At 47.5% G+C, this 19974-nt stretch carries 15 protein-coding genes; 10 read left to right on the top strand and 5 right to left on the bottom strand.

The features are described from left to right. Positions 1–34 precede the first annotated feature (34 nt). The 7 genes from K0H61_RS02355 (at position 35) to K0H61_RS02385 (ending at position 9829) form a co-directional block, all read left to right on the top strand. Positions 35–2530: a S9 family peptidase gene (locus K0H61_RS02355; RefSeq protein WP_220051173.1), complete on the top strand. Its 2496-nt coding sequence runs from the start codon at positions 35–37 to the stop codon at positions 2528–2530. Positions 2531–2710: 180 nt separating this feature from the next. Next, positions 2711–3856, top strand: a complete 1146-nt coding sequence (locus K0H61_RS02360; RefSeq protein WP_220051174.1) for an HDOD domain-containing protein — start codon at positions 2711–2713, stop codon at positions 3854–3856. Positions 3857–3908: 52 nt separating this feature from the next. After that, complete coding sequence (locus K0H61_RS02365) at positions 3909–4829, top strand: alpha/beta hydrolase (protein ID WP_220051175.1); 921 nt, start codon at positions 3909–3911, stop codon at positions 4827–4829. A 298-nt stretch (positions 4830–5127) separates the two neighbouring features. Beyond that, positions 5128–6342, top strand: coding sequence for an aspartate aminotransferase family protein (locus K0H61_RS02370; protein ID WP_220051176.1), 1215 nt, complete (start codon positions 5128–5130; stop codon positions 6340–6342). 127 nt (positions 6343–6469) lie between these two features. After that, complete coding sequence (gene astA, locus K0H61_RS02375) at positions 6470–7489, top strand: arginine N-succinyltransferase (RefSeq protein ID WP_220051177.1); 1020 nt, start codon at positions 6470–6472, stop codon at positions 7487–7489. A 9-nt stretch (positions 7490–7498) separates the two neighbouring features. Next, a complete protein-coding gene (astD, locus tag K0H61_RS02380) occupies positions 7499–8959 on the top strand; it encodes a succinylglutamate-semialdehyde dehydrogenase (RefSeq protein ID WP_220051178.1) in 1461 nt (486 codons plus the stop codon). Between the two features lie 69 nt (positions 8960–9028). Then, positions 9029–9829 (top strand): DUF1338 domain-containing protein, encoded by an 801-nt coding sequence (locus K0H61_RS02385; protein ID WP_220051179.1) that lies wholly within the window; start codon positions 9029–9031, stop codon positions 9827–9829. A 132-nt stretch (positions 9830–9961) separates the two neighbouring features. Here the strand turns inward: K0H61_RS02385 and K0H61_RS02390 are convergent, their stop codons facing one another. The 4 genes from K0H61_RS02390 to crp form a co-directional block, all read right to left on the bottom strand. Then, entirely contained in the window at positions 9962–11290 is a 1329-nt protein-coding gene (locus K0H61_RS02390) for an ATP-binding protein (RefSeq protein ID WP_220051180.1), read from the bottom strand. Further along, the gene (locus K0H61_RS02395; protein ID WP_220051181.1) at positions 11287–11961 is read right to left on the bottom strand and encodes a response regulator transcription factor; all 675 of its coding nucleotides are present in this window, start codon (positions 11959–11961) and stop codon (positions 11287–11289) included. Before K0H61_RS02395 ends, K0H61_RS02390 begins: the two co-directional genes overlap by 4 nt. Next, positions 11942–12271 (bottom strand): PepSY domain-containing protein, encoded by a 330-nt coding sequence (locus K0H61_RS02400; protein WP_220051182.1) that lies wholly within the window; start codon positions 12269–12271, stop codon positions 11942–11944. The genes K0H61_RS02395 and K0H61_RS02400 overlap by 20 nt, the downstream gene beginning before the upstream one ends. Before the next feature lie 82 nt (positions 12272–12353). Next, positions 12354–12989: a cAMP-activated global transcriptional regulator CRP gene (crp, locus tag K0H61_RS02405; RefSeq protein ID WP_011070954.1), complete on the bottom strand. Its 636-nt coding sequence runs from the start codon at positions 12987–12989 to the stop codon at positions 12354–12356. Positions 12990–13401: 412 nt separating this feature from the next. Here crp and K0H61_RS02410 point away from each other — a divergent pair, with 412 nt between their 5' ends. Continuing rightward, a complete protein-coding gene (locus tag K0H61_RS02410) occupies positions 13402–14193 on the top strand; it encodes a tetratricopeptide repeat protein (protein ID WP_220051183.1) in 792 nt (263 codons plus the stop codon). 112 nt (positions 14194–14305) lie between these two features. Here the strand turns inward: K0H61_RS02410 and thpR are convergent, their stop codons facing one another. Then, the gene (thpR, locus tag K0H61_RS02415) at positions 14306–14875 is read right to left on the bottom strand and encodes an RNA 2',3'-cyclic phosphodiesterase (protein WP_220051184.1); all 570 of its coding nucleotides are present in this window, start codon (positions 14873–14875) and stop codon (positions 14306–14308) included. Positions 14876–15100: 225 nt separating this feature from the next. On the opposite strand from thpR, the gene K0H61_RS02420 reads away from it, so the two are divergent. Next, complete coding sequence (locus K0H61_RS02420; protein ID WP_220052414.1) at positions 15101–17353, top strand: bifunctional diguanylate cyclase/phosphodiesterase; 2253 nt, start codon at positions 15101–15103, stop codon at positions 17351–17353. A 52-nt stretch (positions 17354–17405) separates the two neighbouring features. Next, the gene (gene hrpB, locus K0H61_RS02425) at positions 17406–19901 is read left to right on the top strand and encodes an ATP-dependent helicase HrpB (protein ID WP_220051185.1); all 2496 of its coding nucleotides are present in this window, start codon (positions 17406–17408) and stop codon (positions 19899–19901) included. Positions 19902–19974: the final 73 nt, after the last annotated feature.

Here is a 19974-nt window from a genome sequence, read left to right on the forward strand (position 1 = left end):
AAGCGCCGTTGTGATAACAAAAAAGGAAGGATAGATGAAAAGCGTCATGCGAAATTTAGGTCTAAGCGCCTTGAGCATTGCCGTATTAAGCGGCTGCGCAGCAACCTCTAGTGAAACAACTCAAGCGGCAACGAGTCAGCAGGCCTATCAAGTCCCATTAGCTCAACCTCCTCAAGTTTCGCAGCAACTTACGCTTAATCAAATCATGGCGAACCCTGACTGGATGGGGATTTTCGCTAAAGAAGCCTATTGGAGCGACGATAGCCAAAGTGTATTCTTCGCCCGCCAACCAAGTGCTTCACCACTGCGTACTTATTACCAGCAGGGCATTAATGATAGCCGTGCCGTTGAGTTAGCCATCGATAAACTGCATGCCGCCGACCAACAATTTGGTGTCTTTGATAGCGCCAAAGCCAATAAAGCCTATTTATACCAAGGCAATATCTTTGTTAAAAATTTAAGCTCAGGCAAAATCACCCAACTCACCCGCCAGCGTAATGCAATCAAGGGCCTACGTTACTTAAACAACGGTGATATCGCCTACTGGCAAGGGGACAACGTTTTCCAAATCCATCAGGATACGGGTCTTGTTGAGCAGTTAGCCGAAATCAAGATGGCGAAGGCGCCTGCTGGCGTACAAGAGCCAAGCACCTATATTGCAAAGCAACAACACAGATTAATTAAGTACGTTGCCCTGCAGCAGGAAAATGCCAAAGCAAAAGAAAAGTTTAATAACGAGCTGCAAAAGAGCGATCCAACTCTGGCCGCCAGCACTTGGTATTTAGGTGATGCCGAAGTGGTTAGCGAGCTTAGCTTGTCGCCGGATGGTCGTTATGTGTTTGCCGCCTTAACCGACAAAAACTATACCGGCAGCAGCGAACACGACATCATGCCTAACTATTTAGGCAGCCAAGGTTATATTGACCCTGTGCCTGTGCGTGCCCGTGTGGCCGAAGATGTGCCGCCAGGTCAGCGTTTTGTGGTGCTCGACTTAAAAGAGCATAAGCAAGTGGATGTGACCATCGAAGGCTTAACTGGCTTTGATGAGGATGTGCTTGCTAAGGTAAAAGCCGAGAATGCTAAGGCCAAGGGCGAATCCTATGACAGTACTGCGGCACAGCAAGGTAAGCAACCACGTAAAATCCAACTGATGGAAGACTGGGGATGGACTCAAAGCGCCATCCAATGGCATGAGTCTGAAAACAAGTTAGCCGTAATGGTTGAAGCGACCGATAACAAGGACCGCTGGATTGCCACCGTCGATCTGGCCAAGGGCAAGTTTGTGACCGAACATCGCCTGCACGATGATGCTTGGGTGAACTATGACTATAACCAGTTCGGTTGGTTGCCTGGCACTGATTCGTTGTATTTCCTGTCGGAAGAAACGGGTTTCTCACAGCTGTACCTTAAAGCCCAAGGCGAAAAACCTAAGGCCCTGACTCAAGGTAAATTTGTGGTAAGCGACATTAAGCTGTCGCCCAATGCCGATTACATCTACTACAAGGCTAACCAAAGCCACCCAGGTATTTACAACGTACACCGCGTGGATCTGGCTACGGGTAAAAATGAGCAGTTAACCCAGTGGGATGGTAACTTAGATTACAGCCTAAGCCCCGATGGCACTAAGCTGCTGCTGAACGCATCGCGCCGCACCCAGCCAAACGAGCTTTATGTGCAGCCAATCGGTGGTGAGTTAAAGCAATTAACCTCTTACACTAGCGATGCTTTCAAGCAATACCCATGGCAGGCGCCAGAGGTGGTTGCTGTGCCTTCTAACCATGGCGCTGGTGTAGTGCATGCTCGCGTGTATCTGCCTCAAGGATTCGATAAGTCTCGCGCCGAAAAATACCCCGCGGTGATCTTTAACCACGGCGCAGGTTACCTGCAAAACGCTGACTATGGCTTTAGTAACTACTTCCGCGAATTTATGTTCCATAACCTGCTGACTCAACAAGGTTATGTGGTGATGGACATGGATTACCGTGGTTCTAAAGGCTACGGCAGTGATTGGCGTACCGCTATTTACCGCAACATGGGTCACCCAGAAGTGGAAGATTTAAAAGATGGTGTGGCTTGGATGGGCTTAAATGCCAACGTTGACACTAAGCGTGTTGGCACCTATGGCGGTTCCTACGGCGGCTTCTTAACCTTTATGTCGCTGTTTACTGAGCCGGATTTATTCCAAGCGGGTGCGGCGCTGCGTCCTGTTGCAGACTGGGCACACTATAATGCGCCTTACACTTCGAACATTCTCAACACGCCGGATGTTGACCCAATCGCCTACGAGCGCAGTTCACCAATCGAGCATGCGCAAGGTTTAACTAAGCCATTGCTGATTATGAGCGGCGTGCTGGACGATAACGTTTTCTTTCAAGACAGCGTGCGTATGGTGCAACACCTAATCGAGCTGGAGAAACCCATGTTTGAAACAGCAATTTATCCGGTTGAGCCGCATGGATTCCGTCAGCCATCGAGCTGGTTAGACGAATATCGTCGTATCTACAAGCTGTTTGAACAAGAGCTTAAATAAGTTGAGTTTATAATCTAAAGGCCTCATTCGAGGCCTTTTTTATGCGCTTAATCTGCGACAATACCCCGACTTTTGCGTATTGCTAAGATAGGGGGTATATGCTCAAATTGTGGGAATTGATCTTTGATTTGTTGGTTGTTTTGACGCCACTTGGCACGGAAGAAATAGGAAATATTTATAGTGGCAATCTCAGTCGCGGGTGGTGTAAGACCCGGTAAAATAATAGAAATAGAGCACAGGCTGTATCAGCAGCTTATCCTCAGCAAACAGAAGGCGAGTCCGACATTATTAGACGATCTTGACCGTGAATTAGAGGCTGATGCCCATAAACTCGACGTTGAGCGCGAGGCCATTATGGCGCGCCTGTTAAAGCAAATCCAGGCAAGGGATGTGTTTGAGGCGATTTCCAAACAATTGTGCGATACCGTCAATAATGGCATTGAGCACCAATTGGCCACGCCCGAATTAGTGTTATCTAAGTCTAATATCAACGAGTCGCAGTTGTTGTTACTCGAACTATTGCTCGCTAAAAACCTCGATGCTGCTCGATTAAGGCCGCTCATCAGTAATCTTCCTTGGCTGTGCCGCGATCTGACCAATATGGTGAATAGCCCTGGCTTTCGCGCCCGTCGCCCACAAAGCTCCGATGTTCGTGTCACTGATATTAAATTAGTGATGAATTATATTGGTATCGAAAATCTACGGACGATCATTCCCTATTTTTGCCTACGTAATTGGTTGCCAAGCGGCAATACCAAACTGCTTTGGACAACCCGTAAACTCTGGCGTTATAGCGTGGTGAGCGGCATTGCGGCCAACGCGCTGGCCAAACTCCATGAAACAGATACGGCGCTGGTTTACAGTGGTGCCTTGATGCATCAATTAGGTACCTCGGTTGTACTTAGCCTGAGTGCGCGTTTATTCGAACAAACCTGGGGGAACTGGCTGCGTGAAGCCAGCGGCAGTCGTGATAAAGAAGTTTACGATGCGGTGATGGCCACTGAATTCCCCGCGAAGGCGGTTTTTCAGCATGTACTGCATTATGGGCATAAGCTAAATTGGCAATTATTAGAATTGTTGAAATTCGACACTAGTCCACTAACTCAGCTTCTTAAAGAACTCGATCAAAACCTGAGCTATCGAGAGTTATCTGAGCCAGCAGCTTTGGTTGCGCGTGCAAGCTGCTATGCCAAGGTGCTGCTTTTAGAGGAAATGCGCCAAATTGACCCGCAGGAAAAACGCTTGATGTTCGATTATTACGAGCTGTCCGAGCAGGAAGTTCTGCGTCTCAAAGCGCAAAATTATCGTAAACTAGATCTGCTTTAATATGGCAAGCCGCATCGATCCCTTAATGCGGTATCGATGTGGAGATTAGCCAATGCCAAGCTGGCAAGCAACTGTTCTAAATACCATTCTATCCTACGTCGCAAGGCCTTCCATCAGTCGTGGTAAGGCCAAGTTACCCCTCTCTCAGGTGCGCAGTCGCCTGTTAGCCCTCGATAATCGCTGGTTGCCTTGGCCCGACACCCTAGAATCAAACAGTATTCCGCTGACTCACAGCACATTGTTGAACTATCGAAATATGAAGCACGCCTCCTCTCAAGGCAATCTCTTTTATATACGAGGTGGAGGCTTTTGTTTTAAGACGCCAAATGCCCACGCGAGGCTCATCTGTGACCTCAGTTTACGTTGTCAGTTAGAGGCCTTTGTGCCCGATTATCGACTGGCGCCTGAGCATCCTTTTCCTGCTGCTTGCGATGATGTATTAGAGGCCTATTTGCATTTAATTGCAGTAAAGGATGCGGAAAACCTGATTTTGATGGGGGACTCTGCCGGTGGAAACTTAGCACTGAGCCTCCTGCTTGAACTTAAGCGATTAAAGCTCCCCTTACCAAAAGCCTGCGTGTTGATATCTCCCGCGTTGGATTTGGCGCTCACAGGCGATACCGAACTGATTTTGGCCGCAGAAGATCCCTTTTTCACCATTGAATCCCTACTGCGACTGCGTGGCGCTTATCTGGCTGGCAGCGATCCTATGTCGGTCAAGGCGTCGCCCTTACTTGGGGAGCTGCAAGATTTAGTGCCTTTTCTCGTTATCGCTGGTACTCGCGAATTGTTATTGCAGGATTCGCAGCGATTTGTGAGCCGTGTTATGAGTGCTGGTGGCCGAATTGAATCACGTTTTTACCCTCATATGCCCCATGTTTTCCCACTGTTTAATCTATTGCCCGAGGCAATTGAGGCACGGGAGCTGATTAAGGCTTTTGTTCTTTCCCATCTGAATGATAAAATTGGCTAGTTATTCATATTTGGTGAATATCTATTAAATTGTAGACCGAATAACTTTTTTTCTGACTAGTTATGCGTAAAGCCTCTAGGTTAAACGCTTGTATAGTTCTTAAACTGCAATCTTTATGCATTTCGCTCCGGCGCATAGAGATTGATGATTGTGAAAAACTGGTATTCTGTTCACAATTTCGCTAATAATGGCTATTAATAGTTACAAACACTCCCAGTATCACTAATACAAGATAAAGATACGCACGGGACTGATACGGCGCACTGCGTCGTTCAACTTAAACAAAGGATGAAGAAGAATGAGCGTTGATGTGAAGTTAAATCGTGCCCAATTTGACGCTGTCATGGTGCCTAATTATGCGCCTGCAGACATTATCCCAGTGAAAGGCGAGGGAAGCCGAGTATGGGATCAAAACGGCAACGAATTTATCGACTTTGCGGGTGGTATCGCGGTGAATTGTTTAGGTCATTGTCATCCTGCTTTAGTTAATGCATTAAAAACCCAAGGTGAAAAACTTTGGCACTTATCTAACGTCATGACTAACGAGCCTGCACTCGAGTTAGCGACTAAGTTAGTGAATAGCACCTTTGCTGAGCGAGTTTATTTTGCTAACTCTGGCGCCGAGGCAAATGAAGCCGCTTTAAAACTCGCCCGTCGTTACGCGTTAGAAAAATTCGGTGCGCAGAAAGATGAAATCATCGCTTTCGATAAAGCTTTCCACGGCCGTACATTCTTCACCGTTAGCGTGGGTGGTCAAGCCGCTTATTCCGATGGTTTCGGTCCAAAGCCGCAAAGTATTACTCACTTACCTTACAACGATATTGCGGCGCTTGAAGCTGCGGTATCAGATAAAACCTGCGCCATTATGTTAGAGCCGCTGCAGGGCGAGGGCGGTATTATCGATGCCGAACCTGCCTTCTTAAAGGCGGTGCGTGAGTTAGCGGATAAACACAATGCGCTGGTTATTTTCGATGAAGTGCAAACGGGTGTTGGCCGTACGGGCGAGCTTTATGCCTATATGGCCACTGACATAGTACCGGACATTCTCACAACGGCTAAGGCCTTAGGTGGTGGTTTCCCGATCGCGGCTATGCTGACCACTACTGAAATTGCCGAGCATTTAAAGGTGGGCACCCATGGTTCGACCTATGGTGGTAACCCGCTGGCCTGCGCCATCGGTAATGCAGTGTTAGATGTTGTGAACACGCCGGAAGTACTTAATGGTGTTAAGCATCGCGAGCAAATCATTCGTGATGGTTTAAACAAAATTAACGAAAAATATAATGTTTTCTCTGAGATCCGCGGTAAAGGCTTACTGTTAGGTGCGGTGCTGAACGAACAGTATCAAGGTCGTTCACGTGACTTTTTAACTGCCTCTGTAACTGAAGGTTTAATGTGTCTCATGGCTGGGGCAAACGTAGTGCGTTTTGCGCCTTCACTAGTTATCCCTGAAGCAGATATCGCCGAAGGCTTAGCGCGTTTCGAACGTGCTGTGGCGAGCATCGCTGCGTAAAGTGATGAAAGGAGTGCGTGAGTGAGCTGCACTCCTTTTTTGTCAGGGAATACTGGCGTGCATTAACACCTGTCTTTTCAGATAGGCGGCCAAATGCACGGTAAGCCTAGGTGAGGAGACACTTAAGATGTTGATCATACGTCCTATTCAAGCAGACGATTTTGACGCTCTGTATCAGATAGCCGAAGAGTCAGGCCACGGTTTTACCTCGTTACCCGTGAATGCAGAACTGCTGCATCATAAGATTGCCCGAGCCGAGGCATCCTTTCGCAAACAGGTCGAAAAACCCTTCGATGAAGGCTACCTCATGGTGCTTGAGGATACTGACACCTGCAAAGTAGTGGGCACCTGTGCCATTGAGGCTGCAGTGGGTATGGTGGATGCCTTTTACCATTATCGTCTCGGGACTGAAGTCTATCATTCGGCGCAAATTGATGTGCGTAACGAAGTCGAAACCCTTACCCTTTGCCATGATTACACGGGCGCCGCCGAACTTTGCACCCTGTTTTTACGTGAAGGTTATCGCAAGGGCTATAACGGCCGAATGCTCTCCCGTAGCCGTTTCCTCTTTTTAGCGCAGCATCCCGAACGCTTTGGTGAAACCGTGATTGCCGAAATGCGCGGTGTGAGTGACGCCAACGGCAATTCCCCCTTTTATGACTGGCTGCAAAAACACTTTTTAGGCATTGATTTTGTTCAAGCAGATTATCTTTCGGGTCTTGGAAAAAAAGCCTTTATGGCCGAAATGATGCCCCGCAACCCTGTGTATGTATGCCTGTTACCCGAGGCTGCGCAAAAGGTCATCGGCGAAGTGCATACCAATACTCGTCCAGCCATTAGTCTGCTGCAGGCCGAGGGATTTCGATGCCGAGGTTATGTGGATATTTTTGACGGTGGCCCAACGGTTGAGTGCCGATTAGAGGATATTCGCGCCGTTCGTCATAGTCGTTTAGTTAAGGTCGAAATAGGCGAGATGCCCGCGTCAAAGGATCAATACATTATTTCTAACACTGGCCTTGCCAATTACCGTGCAACCTCAGCCTATTTGGCTGTGGAAGAGCATGCCGAGCAGGTTATTTTGAGCCCCGCCCTTGCCGAGGCGCTGTTAGTCGCCCAAGGCGATCATATTCGTATTTTGCCCATGTAGGAAACGCAGATGACACATTTTATCCAAGGTCAGTGGCAAGTTGGACTCGGTCACGACGTAAACTCCTGTAACCCCGCCGATGGTGAGATTATTTGGCGCGGAAAAACCGCGACTAGCGAGCAGGTGCATGCGGCGGTTGACGCTGCGCGTGAAGCGCAATTCGACTGGTTTATGTTGGGGTTTGAAGCACGCTTACACATCGTTGAAGCTTACGGCCGTGAACTCGAAGCAAATAAGGCCGAACTTAGTGAGACCATCGCGCAAGAAACGGGCAAACCTCGCTGGGAAACGGCTACCGAAGTCGCGACTATGATAGGGAAAATTGGCCTATCTGCCAGTGCCTATCAGCAGCGCACTGGCACGAAAAGCAACGACACCCCTGCAGGGCGTGCGGTGCTGCGCCATAAACCCCATGGCGTTGTTGCCGTGTTTGGTCCCTATAACTTCCCTGGGCATTTACCCAATGGTCATATAGTGCCAGCGCTGCTAGCGGGTAATACCGTGGTATTTAAGCCATCGGAACTCACCCCAAAAGTGGCCGAGATGATGGTCAAATTATGGGAAAAGGCGGGATTACCTGCTGGCGTCATTAACCTCGTCCAAGGTGAGGTCGAGACAGGCAAGGCACTAGCATCCCATCCACAGATTGATGGTCTGTTCTTTACTGGCAGTTCCCGCACTGGTCATTTATTGCATCAGCAATACGCGGGTCATCCGGGAAAAATTCTCGCCCTAGAGATGGGCGGCAACAATCCATTAATTATCAAAGGTGTCGAAGACATCAAAGCCGCGGTGCACGATATTTTGCAATCGGCCTATATCTCTTCAGGTCAGCGCTGCACCTGTGCCCGTCGCCTCTATGTGGAGCAAGGTAAGCAGGGCGATGCTTTAATCGAACAGCTAATCACCGCCGTTAAACAAATCCAAGTGGGTCCTTGGAATGCCGATCCGCAACCGTTTATGGGGTCGATGATTTCAGAAGCGGCGGCCAAAGGTATGCTGGCGGCGCAAGCGAATCTTAAAAACCTTGGCGGCGTGTCTTTAGTTGAACTTAAGCACCTTAAAGAAGGCACAGGTTTAGTCTCACCTGGGCTTATCGATGTTACTAAGGTTGCAGAACTTCCGGATGAGGAATACTTCGGCCCGCTGCTGCAACTGGTGCGTTATAGCGATTTTGATCAGGCGATTAAGCTTGCAAACCAGACCCGTTATGGCCTGTCGGCGGGGATCCTCGCCGATAGTCGAGAGGATTATGAGTACTTTTTAGCGCGTATTCGCGCAGGGATAGTGAACTGGAATAAACAGATCACGGGCGCTTCGGGTGCAGCACCATTTGGTGGTGTCGGTGCATCGGGTAACCATAGGGCGAGCGCCTTTTATGCCGCCGATTACTGTGCTTATCCCGTCGCGTCAGTGGAAGCCGATGTGGTGTCTCTGCCTGCGAGCTTGAGCCCAGGTCTTTCGCTGTAAGTTGATTTTTTATCGATATTTCGTATCTGTGCTGCGGCTTGTGAGCCACGGCATCTTTTAGGAGTGTTTATGCACACTGATATCAATGCGTTATTCTCGGCGCTCTGGCAAGACTATATCCAGATGACGCCATCGGCTGCCAAGGTGCATCAGTTGCTTGGGCAGGGTAAGCCGATTATTAACGATCATATTGCCCTGCGAACCTTTAATATCGCAAAGGTCAATCTTGAAGTGCTTGCCAAGCATTTCACCTCATTAGGTTATAAAGCTTGCGGCGATTATAAATTCGAGCAAAAGAAGTTGATTGCCAAGCATTTTGAACATCCAGATCCAACCTTGCCAAAAGTGTTTATCTCTGAACTTTTGGTCGAGGAGTTCAGCCCTTCACTGCAAGCGACCATTCAAGGGCTTATTGCACAGGTCGATGTGGCTTCAACGGTTGCCGATAACTTTATTTATTCGGGTCGGCACTGGGAGCTGGACTCAAGCACCTATGAAATTCTGCTCGAAGAGAGTGAATATGCGGCTTGGGTGGCAGCTTTTGGTTATCGGGCAAACCACTTTACTGTGTTTATTAACTACCTCGAGGGTTTTGATACTTTAGAAGCGGTCAACGATACCCTCAAACAGGCGGGCTTTGTGCTTAACACCGCAGGTGGCGAGATTAAAGGATCGCCCGAAGTGTTATTGGAGCAGTCATCGACTATGGCTGATAAGATTGATGTCACCTTTAGGGATAAGACGCTAGCTATTCCGAGCTGTTTCTACGAGTTTGCTCTGCGATATCCAAAGGCGGATGGCGAGTTATATACCGGCTTTGTGGCGGCATCTGCCGATAAGATTTTTGAAAGCACTAACGCTAAAGGCTGATGCTAGGATCTGATATTAAAGCTTTTTCGCTAATAGAGAGTGCTTAAAAGAATATCAAAAGCCATTCCGAGTAGACCCATGCGTCGCAGGGATGGCTTATTTAGTTAAGTCTTTAATTGGCTAAGTATTCAATCAGTTAAAGATTAGGCTTACCTTGAGGCCGCTTAATTGGTCACTGTGAGTAAATCTAAGCTCAATGCCATATTGCTCAGCGATTTCTTTAACAATCGATAGACCGAGACCATGACCCATCACTGACTCATCGAGCCTTGTACCTCGCTCAGTTAACTTATCTAATTCATCGTCGGCAACACCTGGGCCGTCATCGTCTATGCTCAAACGTAGGCCGACGGAGGTCCGCGTTAGCTGTACCTTAACCCTCTGATTTGCCCACTTAAAGGCATTGTCTAGCAAGTTACCCAGCAGCTCCATACCATCTTCTCTGTGGATGGGTAGACGTACAATACTCGGATCAAGTGCGAATTCACACTCGATGGCCTTGTGGCGGTGAACTTTATTCAAGGTATTGGCAAGGCTATGCAAATCCCTTGGCACGACCAATTGAGCGGCGGGAAGCATATCGCCGGTGATGCGCGCAGCTGCCAGTTTGCGTTCAACCATCTTATGAATGGCATCTAATTGCTGCTGCAGGGCAATCGCGGTGTCGGGATCTTTCAGCCCCAAGGCTTCCACCTGTTGTTGCATTATGGCCAGTGGGGTTTTAAGGCCGTGGCTTAAATTGCCAAGGTTGTTGCGGCTACGCTCTATTTGCTTGGCTGTGTAGTCAAGCAACTCATTATAGGTCTTGGCAAGCGGCTGCACCTCAGGGGGGATGTTAACAAGTTCGAGGGAGTTAATTTCCCCTTCCTGTAGGCGAGATAGTGCATGCTGAATGTGTTTAACTGGCATAAAGGATTGGCGCAAAATCAGAAAAATCCCAGCAATCATAACGACCAACATTGCAAGGTTAATCCCAAGCTTAGTGCCGTAGACTTCGCTAAACACCCGTCTACCAATACTAAGATCCTGAGCAACCGTTAATGTGGCCGTGATCTTTGAAGAACTTGAGCTTAGCCCGAGGGAAAGCAATTGCATGTCATTATTTTTCGGTCCCTTTGCCTGCCAAACCCGCGTTTGTCCGGGGCTTAAGGGGGCGATGTCTAATTGCATGTCCCACAGGGAGCGTGAGCGGATCACTTCATCGGGGAGATTTAATTGAAAATAACGACCGGAATAGGCGGGTTTGTAGAAACTTGAAAGCTGGGTTTGATCGATATGGATCTCGCCATTATTGATATGGGTCGCTAGCTTGATGTGTTCGAGATCTTCTTCTAAGCGATTGATAATGGAGTCATGAAATGCCTGACGTAGCATAGACTCAAACACAATGATGCCCGCTACTGTGCCTAGCACTAACAAGCCCGTGAGCCACAGGCTGAGTTTAGTGCGAATGGATATCATGGTGTGACGCCGTGGAAGATATAACCTTGGCCGCGGCGGGTTTCGATAGCGGTTTTGCCGAGTTTCTTACGTAGGTGAGTCACATAGACTTCTACTACGTTACTCTCTTTCTCATCGTCAAATTGATAGAGCTTGTCGGTGAGCTGTGTCTTTGATAACAACTTCTTCGGCGACATCAGGAAGATTTTTAGTAAGCGGAATTCCATCGCCGTGAGTTCAAATAAATTCTCTCCCACCAGTACCGTTTGTTCGGCTTCATCGAGTGTCACACCCGCGTAACTGAGCTGTTTACTCGAGTTATTGACTCTGCCGTGGGCGCGGTGGATCAGTGCCTGAATGCGGGCGAGTAATTCCTGTGCGTGGAAGGGTTTACCCAAATAATCGTCGGCACCGGCATTAAAACCTTCCACTTTTTCGTGCCATTGGCTACGGGCGGTCAACATAATGACTGGTGTATTTATTTCTTGGCTACGCCAGCTTTGGAGAAGCTCGAGTCCATTGCCGTCGGGCAGCCCAATATCTAAGATCACGCAATCGTATTGGGTTTCTTTGATGAGATAGTCGGCTTCGAGCGCTTTATCTGTAATATCGGTAACGTAGCCAGCCTGTTTGAGTTGCTTCGCCAGTTCGGAAACCAGCATTGGATTATCTTCAACGAGTAGCAGTTTCATGTTTTCGACATTCGCTCGGTAGTGCTGTGGACTGTTCGAGTTGACCATTTGTGGCATCAATACTCAGATTCACTATTTGGCCGCGTTGAACTTTGATTTGTAAATCATAACGCCAATTCTCTTCATCTTGGTAGAGATGGGCATCAATGAGTTCACCTTCACAGTATTGATTAACGACAGACAGGGTGCCATTCAGTGACAGAATTTGTCCAGAACTCACCAGTGCTTTAGCTTGATAATGCTCTAATTCTATCGGTTCAGCATGCAGAAAAAATGGATGCATAAGAGAGATAAAAAGCAGCCGTTTCATTTATGCTCCCCAATAAAAAAATGGCCTAGATTAATGCTAGGCCACTTTAATGAAACAGGCTTAAATCAAGCTGAAGTCTCTCTTAACGGGTTCCGTAAACCACTATGGTTTTACCGTGAGCTTGAATAAGGTTTTGTTCTTCAAGCATTTTAAGGATGCGGCCTACGGTTTCGCGTGAACAACCCACGATTTGACCAATTTCTTGACGTGTGATCTTGATCTGCATGCCGTCAGGGTGAGTCATCGCATCGGGTTGCTTGGCTAAATGCAATAGGGTTTGTGCAATACGGCCAGCAACGTCTAGGAATGCTAAGTTACCCACTTTTTGGCTGGTACTTTGCAGGCGATAAGCCATTTGCGCAGACAGCTTCATCAAAATTTCTGGATTAACTTGGATCAGCTGTTTAAATTTTTTATAGGAAATTTCAGCAATTTCACATGCTTGTTTAGCACGAACCCAAGCGGTACGTTCGGCTTGTTCTTCAAACAATCCCAGCTCACCGATAAAATCGCCTTGATTGAGATAGGAAAGGATCATTTCCTTACCTTCTTCATCTTTAATCAATACCGCCACAGAACCTTTTACGATGTAATAAAGGGTATCTGAGTCTTCGCCAGCATGGATCAAAGTGCTTTTGGCAGGATACTTATGAATGTGACAGTGTGATAAAAACCATTCCAATGTTGGGTCCGGTTTTGGCTTACCAATCAGAGCCATGTGATGTTCCTCGATTGATTAAAACGAAAGTAAGAATATTCTAAATAAGCATTTTACGTCAATTAACCACATAAAAACTTGATGAAGCTCTTAGTTTAGAATAAGTGAATAAATGCAAATAACCATCTAAATTTTGAGCTTATTTTGCTGCTTTAGTGATATTAGTCAACTGAATCACTGTGAAACAACACCATATTCATCTAACTCTGTAGAGTGAATCACAACTTATCAAGCCTTTTTTGATTGTGAACCTGAAAATAAACAACAGACATGTTAGTTCTTCACCGCTTTTATCACTTAAATGCCCCATGACTTCAGTTTTATTTTGAATCGGTCGATAGGATAGGGACTCGACTTATCGATTGAATTCAGGCTAACTTGGAATCGCAACGCTTTTTTGAGAGGTTAACAAGTGAAATACAGACATTGGGTGCTAAGTGTAGGTTTAAGTTTCTCCCTCGGATTATCCTTGGGATTAAGTTCTGCGGCCCATGCTTTTTCAATTCCCCAACCGGCTAACGAAGTTGCGGCCAGCAAGTTCGCCGTTATCCAAGTTCAGGCCATGCAAGGGGAAGCTGAAGCGCAATTTCTACTTGGCCTTATGTATCTTACAGGCCGTTATGTTGCGCAGGAAGTGCCCACAGGCATCCATTGGATGACCTTAGCTGCTGAGCAGCAGCATGAAAAGGCGCAGCAAACCCTTGGTGATTTATCCTTTGAGGGGCAGTTGATTAAGCGTGACTTAGCTACTGCCGAACGCTGGTATAAAACGATGGCTGAAAATGGCAGCCATTGGGCACAGTTTAGATTAGGCTTTATTTATGCGTCGGGTGGCGATGGCGTGGTCCGCGATTGTGGTAAGGCAGTCGAGCAATTTATACAAGTTGGTGACGATGTTGCCCTTGGCAATGTGGCTTGGATTCTGGCGACCTGTCCAGAGGCTAAGTACCGCGACGGCAATCGCGCCCTTGAATTGTCACTCCAGTTACTTAAAGAAAATGAAAACGATCCGACCCATCTCGATAATTTAGCGGCCGCCTATGCCGAAGTCGGTGATTTTGGATCTGCGGTTTCGACTCAGCAAAAAGCGATTGCAGTGCTGAAAAGCCAGCAACAAGACACGAAGGCCGATGAATTTATACTTCGTTTACAGAGCTATGAGCAAAAGCGTGCCTATCGTGAAACGGTGCGATTAGACGATTAAGCTTCTATCAAGCGCCTAATAGATACGAACTCCCACAGCCCAAGTCTACTTGGGCTTGTTTTTTCGGGCGCAATAGCGTCTGATTTCTTTTCGCACTAGGACAAGTTTGGAGTTAGCTTAAGTCCCAGCTATGCAAGACCTTATATTCCACCCCTTTATCTGTACTGCTCGAAAGATATAAATGCAGTGCGGTTGGAGCAATCACCAGTTCTTTAAAAGGTGCGCCGTTAAAGCGGGATAAGGGTAGCTCGAGAAGCTCGTCACTTGGCTCATTTACTGTAAAACTTTTCGCTTTTCTAAATAGACTGATATGGGGTCTAAAGCCATGCTCGCTGATATGCAGTGTTAACTGCTGAGCGAGTTGCTTAGTGTCCTTGGCTAGCTGCGCTAAATTCGCGCAAACATTTTCTCCTTTCAAACAACATACCTGCGCCCTAGGCCACTCCGCGATGGAATCTAACTGCACGCTGAATCTAGGTTTCGCTATTTCATCTATCGACTTAATTAACGATTCCTTTTGTTCTTGGCTAACCATGCCTAAAAAGGCGAGGGTAAGATGAAAATTGTCTTGATGAACAGCTTTGGCTGCTGAATTTAACGAGCTGACTAACTCCCTTTGTAAATGGGTGAGTGTCTCGAGTTGGGATGGGCTAGGGGCAAACCCTAGGAATAATCGTTCCAAATTGTGTTATCCCCGTAACTGTTTGAATTTTAGTTTTTTAGCAAGTTTGGCTCCTGCAACACTGAATTCGACTAAGCTTGAGGGCTAATTTATATGTAAATAGGTCAGTAAGGCTTATGTGATTGAACGCTTGAACAAATTAGCGAGCATAGTGCGCAGGAGTTTCTATACTCAATGCAAAGTGTTTTACGTTTAAAGAGCCTTAATCTTAAGGAAATTCCAACCATGTCTTCCGGTATCACAACGCCACTTCAACAAGCCTTAGCGACCATTTTTAGCGACACCCCGCTAGAAACCCTAGAGCAGAATGTCGATAGGGCGCTGGAGGTTATCACCTTCCAGCTGCATTGTGATGGCGTGTTTGTGCTTACCGGTAATCAATCCCTTAATCAGCTTAAAACCCGTAATCTTTATCTCAAACCGCAATTTACTCAGGGACAACAATTGCGAGAATGGCCGCTGGCGAAAATGCCTTTTTTCCGAGCCTTGGCTCGCAAACCCAAGTTGTTAAATCTTGCCGATGTTAACTCACTTCCCGCCGATGCCAAAGAAGAGCGTGCCCTGCTGCGGCAATGGCATGTAAAAAGTTTATTAGTATTGCCACCTGTCGTGTTAGGGGAAACCACTATAGCCCTAGGTGCAGTTAATTGCTCTGAATGTTGCCAGTGGACTGATGCTTTTATTCAAGAATTTAATCACGCAGCGGTAATGATTGCCTCGGCAATGGAGCTCACCCGAATCGCCAACCTTATGTTGGCCGATGAACAAAAATACCGTGAGGTTTTTAATCAGTTGCCACTTGCCTGCGCCCTAGTAGACAGGCGCAATCAATTGACCATGCTTAATAAGGTCGCACTGCAAACGTTGCCAATCCATAACGGCTATGACTTGTTTTCTATGGTGCGTGAGGAAGAGCACCCCATCTTGGCTGACACCTTACAAATTGTCCGCGAGGGCTTGTTAGGCCAAGCATGGTGTGAGTTGCCGTTAAAGTCAGACGCACAGCTCGATTGGTTAAGATTAAGCTTCAGTCAAATCCGTGGTGACAAGAATACGCTCGTCATGATTGCAGAGGATGTGAGTGAAAAGTACCGCCTCGCCGATGAACTCTCATTTCAGTCAAACTACGATGCTTTGACTGGTCTGCCCAATCGTCTCCATTTTGAAGCGCTACTTGATAATCTACTCAAAACAAAGGATGAAATGCCCACCTGCGTAGCCTTTATCGATGTAGATCAGTTTCAGGTGATTAATAATGTCAGTGGTCATAAGGCGGGAGACAAGCTGTTGTGTCAGCTTGCATTACGGCTGAAGCAGCTGGTTCGTAAAGGCGATATAGTTGCACGTTTAGGTGGTGATGAATTTGGTATTCTAATGCATTACTGCAATGTTGAATCGGCGCAGCACATTGCGAGGCGAATTTGTACCCAGCTGTCGACCCATGAGTTTATCTGGGATAAACGCAGCCATAATGTCAGCGTGAGTATGGGGGTGGCTAAGTTAGATAAATCCTCAACCGATATTTACACCGTAATGAGTCAGGCCGATGCCGCATGCAGGCTCGCAAAGGACAAAGGACGTAATGGTTGGCATTTATATAGTGCCAAAGATCCTAAAATGACCCGTCTCTACAATGAGATGATGGCCTCTGTCGATATCGTCAGTGCCTTGGCACTGAATCAATTTGAGCTCTACTTTCAGCCAATAGCACCACTTAATCGCCAAGCTAATGGGCTTCATATTGAAATCCTACTCAGGATGGTGCAAACCAACGGCACTATCGTTTCGCCCGCCATTTTTTTACCTGCAGCCGAGCGATATAACTTAGCGTCTAAAATCGATCTCTGGGTGATAGATAATTTACTGAAATGGGGCGGGGCGAACTTAGTACTTTGGCAACAACTTGAAATGGTGTCGTTGAATCTTTCGGCCACCTCTTTAAGTGATAGTGAGTTTATGAATTGGCTTGAAATCCGTCTGATGGCAGAGCCCGAACTGGTGGATAAACTTTGTATCGAAATCACCGAAACCGCCGCAGTGAGTCAGTTGGAGCAAGCTACTAAGTTGATTGATATTTTACAGCCATTGGACTGTAAATTAGCATTGGATGATTTTGGAGCGGGCTTTTCGAGTCTGGCATATCTTAAACGATTGGATGTTGATTTTGTTAAGATCGACGGCCAGTTTGTCGTCAATGTTTGCGAGGATGCGACGGATCAGGCCATTATCAAAGCTATCTGTCAGTTGGGTAAGGATATGGGGTTTACGGTGATTGCCGAGTTTGTGGAGAACATCGACATTATTCGTCAGTTGCTCACCTTAGGTGTGGACTACGCCCAAGGCTATGCGATTAAAAAACCCATGCGTTTGGCAGAGATTGAATCTCTCATTGATGATATAGACTCCTTAATTCCAGCATCCCTATCCACGGAGGCTCATCTGCAATGTTCGAAATGTGGGGCCTCAAATGGCACTTAACCTCGTTTATAGGTACACTGGCAACCTCTGTTTTAGTTTTGATATCTGACCCTTGAACTCTCTACCTATCCACGTACTTCTATCACCTCTTCGTGAAGCTTTTGCTAACCATTCCCAAGTTATCCTTGAGGCGCCAACAGGAGCGGGTAAATCTACCGCCTTACCATTGGCTATGCTCGATTGGCCTGAAATCGCTGGCCAAATTCTGATGCTCGAACCGCGACGAGTGGCCGCGCGCAGTGTGGCGCAGTTTATCGCAAGCTGTCGCGGACAAAGCGTTGGGCAAGAGGTGGGGTATCGGGTACGCGGCGAGACTAAAGTTAGTCAACAGACGCGGCTTGAGGTGGTGACCGAGGGGATTTTAACGCGGATGATCCAGCAGGATCCCGAGTTAACGGGGATCGATATGATTATCTTCGATGAGATCCACGAACGGCATCTGACCACGGATCTTGGGCTTGCCTTAGCGCTCGAAGTGCAGAGTTCCTTAAGGGATGACTTAAAAATTCTCGCCATGTCGGCAACACTTTCAGGATTGGCCTTGACTGAGTTAATGCCAGAGGCGGCGTTGCTCCATAGTGAGGGGCGAAGTTTCCCCGTGGAAATCAGCTATCGCCCAGTACCGAGTCAGCAGCAATGGCTGGAGCATTTAGGTCGTTGCATTCTCGATGTTATTGCAGAGCCGTCAGGCAATAGCAGCCATGAAGACATCCTGGTGTTTTTACCAGGTAAGGCCGAAATCCTCAGGATTGCCCAGTTTCTGCAGGAAAGGCTCGATAATCAGCAATACCTCATTTCGCCGCTTTATGGCGAGTTATCGGCTGCCGAACAGGACTGCGCAATCAAGGCCGTAACGGGTAAGCGCAAGATAGTGCTCTCAACTAATGTTGCCGAATCGAGCTTAACTATTGAAGGCATTGGCTATGTTATTGACAGCGGCTATAAGCGTCAGGCGAGTTTTAATCCAAAAACTGGGGTGACTCGACTAAGCCTAAAGCGTATTAGTCAGGCATCGGCAACACAGAGGGCGGGGCGTGCGGGACGTTTAACCGCAGGCCGTTGTGTTCGCATTTGGAGTCAAGAAGAACAGGGCAGAATGCTCAAGGCCGACGAGCCCGAAATCATTCAAGCCGAACTTGTGTCCATGGTCCACGACTGCGCGTACTGGGGCGCTAAAGCTTGCAGCGAATTGTTGCTACTGACACAGCCGCCAACGGTGATTGAGCAATTAGCTTGGGCGTTGTTAACACGCCTTGAGATGGTCGACAGTCAGCATAAACTCTCGCCCCATGGTAAAGCGGCCTACGAACTTGGCTGTCACCCGCGCCTCGCCCATATGTTACTTGCCGCCAAAGCCATGAATGATGATGGGTTAATCGCACTAGCTTGCCTGCTTGCGGGGATCCTCGAGGCGAGGCGATTACCCCGTAAAGGCTGCGATATCATGAATTACCTGGGTTTTGCAGCTAAAGGCACTGTGGCCCAGCAGGCAAGGCAGTGGCAACGTAAACTCGGAAACAGCACCGATTTATCCGTCGTTGCTGCAAAAGCTCATCCTAATGATGTCGGTTGGTTACTGGCGCTGGCTTACCCAGATAGAATTGCTAAATCCCGTGGTATCGAAGGCTACCTATTGGCCAATGGCACAGGAGTTACTTTGGATGCTGAGGATAACCTCGCGCAAACATCATGGTTGGTGGTAGCAGATTTTCAAGAAACGGAGGGCAGAAACTCAGGGCGGATCTATTTAGCTTGCCCGTTTCAGCCGAGTTTATTGGATAATGAATTATCCTCCTTAGTGGATATCAGCGAGCAATGTGGTTGGGATGAAGTCAAGGGGCGCGCCATTGCCGAGCGGCAGTCTAAAGTCGGACAAATCTTGCTGAAAGCTGAACAGATTGCAAATCCCGAACGGGCGCAAATTGTAGCGGCGTTGCTTAGTTACATTCGTCAGCAGGGACTCAAAATTCTTAATTGGAATGATAACTTAGAGCAGTTTCAAGCGAGGTTGAAACTCGCTGCTAGCCTCGATAGCAGCACTGATTGGCCCGATATCAGTGATGGGGTATTGCTTGCAACGCTTGAAACTTGGCTGGCGCCTTACCTCGGAAATGTGAATAATCTGCAGCAGTTGCAAAAACTCGATAGTTTTTCTTTTGTGGCAAACCAATTGAGCTGGTCACAGCAGCAAAATCTTGAGACCTTGCTGCCTAAATCTTGGCCCTTAGTCACAGGAACCTCTGCACCGATTATTTATGAGGCCTCGGGACGTGCGTTGTTGCGAGTCAGACTGCAGGAAGTGTTTGGTATGGCTGATAGCCCGCTACTTGCGAATGGCAAACTTAAAGTGACAATGGAGTTACTCTCACCCGCGCAGCGACCTTTGGCTCTGACTGCGGATCTTGCCAGCTTTTGGCAGGGCCCCTATGTCGACGTCAAAAAGGAAATGCGTGGACGTTACCCTAAACATTTGTGGCCTGATGATCCCGCTAATACGTTGCCAACAAAATTTACGAAGAAGAAAACCTTAGGCTTATCTCAGTCATAACTTGCCTTTAATATGTTGAATTTATTAGCAGATTATTTTGACTGATGCCTTTAATGCACCATTGATGAAGTAG

This window comes from Shewanella acanthi (assembly GCF_019457475.1).
GTDB classification, from domain to species: domain Bacteria; phylum Pseudomonadota; class Gammaproteobacteria; order Enterobacterales; family Shewanellaceae; genus Shewanella; species Shewanella acanthi.

Bases quoted from the DNA above. Each gene is read 5' to 3' on its own strand.
- K0H61_RS02400 (WP_220051182.1), bottom strand. From the start codon at position 12,271: ATGAAACGGCTGCTTTTTATCTCTCTTATGCATCCATTTTTTCTGCAT.
- crp (WP_011070954.1), bottom strand. From the start codon at position 12,989: ATGGCTCTGATTGGTAAGCCAAAACCGGACCCAACATTGGAATGGTTT.
- K0H61_RS02395 (WP_220051181.1), bottom strand. From the start codon at position 11,961: ATGAAACTGCTACTCGTTGAAGATAATCCAATGCTGGTTTCCGAACTG.
- K0H61_RS02385 (WP_220051179.1), top strand. From the start codon at position 9,029: ATGCACACTGATATCAATGCGTTATTCTCGGCGCTCTGGCAAGACTAT.
- astD (WP_220051178.1), top strand. From the start codon at position 7,499: ATGACACATTTTATCCAAGGTCAGTGGCAAGTTGGACTCGGTCACGAC.
- K0H61_RS02420 (WP_220052414.1), top strand. From the start codon at position 15,101: ATGTCTTCCGGTATCACAACGCCACTTCAACAAGCCTTAGCGACCATT.
- K0H61_RS02365 (WP_220051175.1), top strand. From the start codon at position 3,909: ATGCCAAGCTGGCAAGCAACTGTTCTAAATACCATTCTATCCTACGTC.
- astA (WP_220051177.1), top strand. From the start codon at position 6,470: ATGTTGATCATACGTCCTATTCAAGCAGACGATTTTGACGCTCTGTAT.
- K0H61_RS02390 (WP_220051180.1), bottom strand. From the start codon at position 11,290: ATGATATCCATTCGCACTAAACTCAGCCTGTGGCTCACGGGCTTGTTA.
- K0H61_RS02355 (WP_220051173.1), top strand. From the start codon at position 35: ATGAAAAGCGTCATGCGAAATTTAGGTCTAAGCGCCTTGAGCATTGCC.
- K0H61_RS02370 (WP_220051176.1), top strand. From the start codon at position 5,128: ATGAGCGTTGATGTGAAGTTAAATCGTGCCCAATTTGACGCTGTCATG.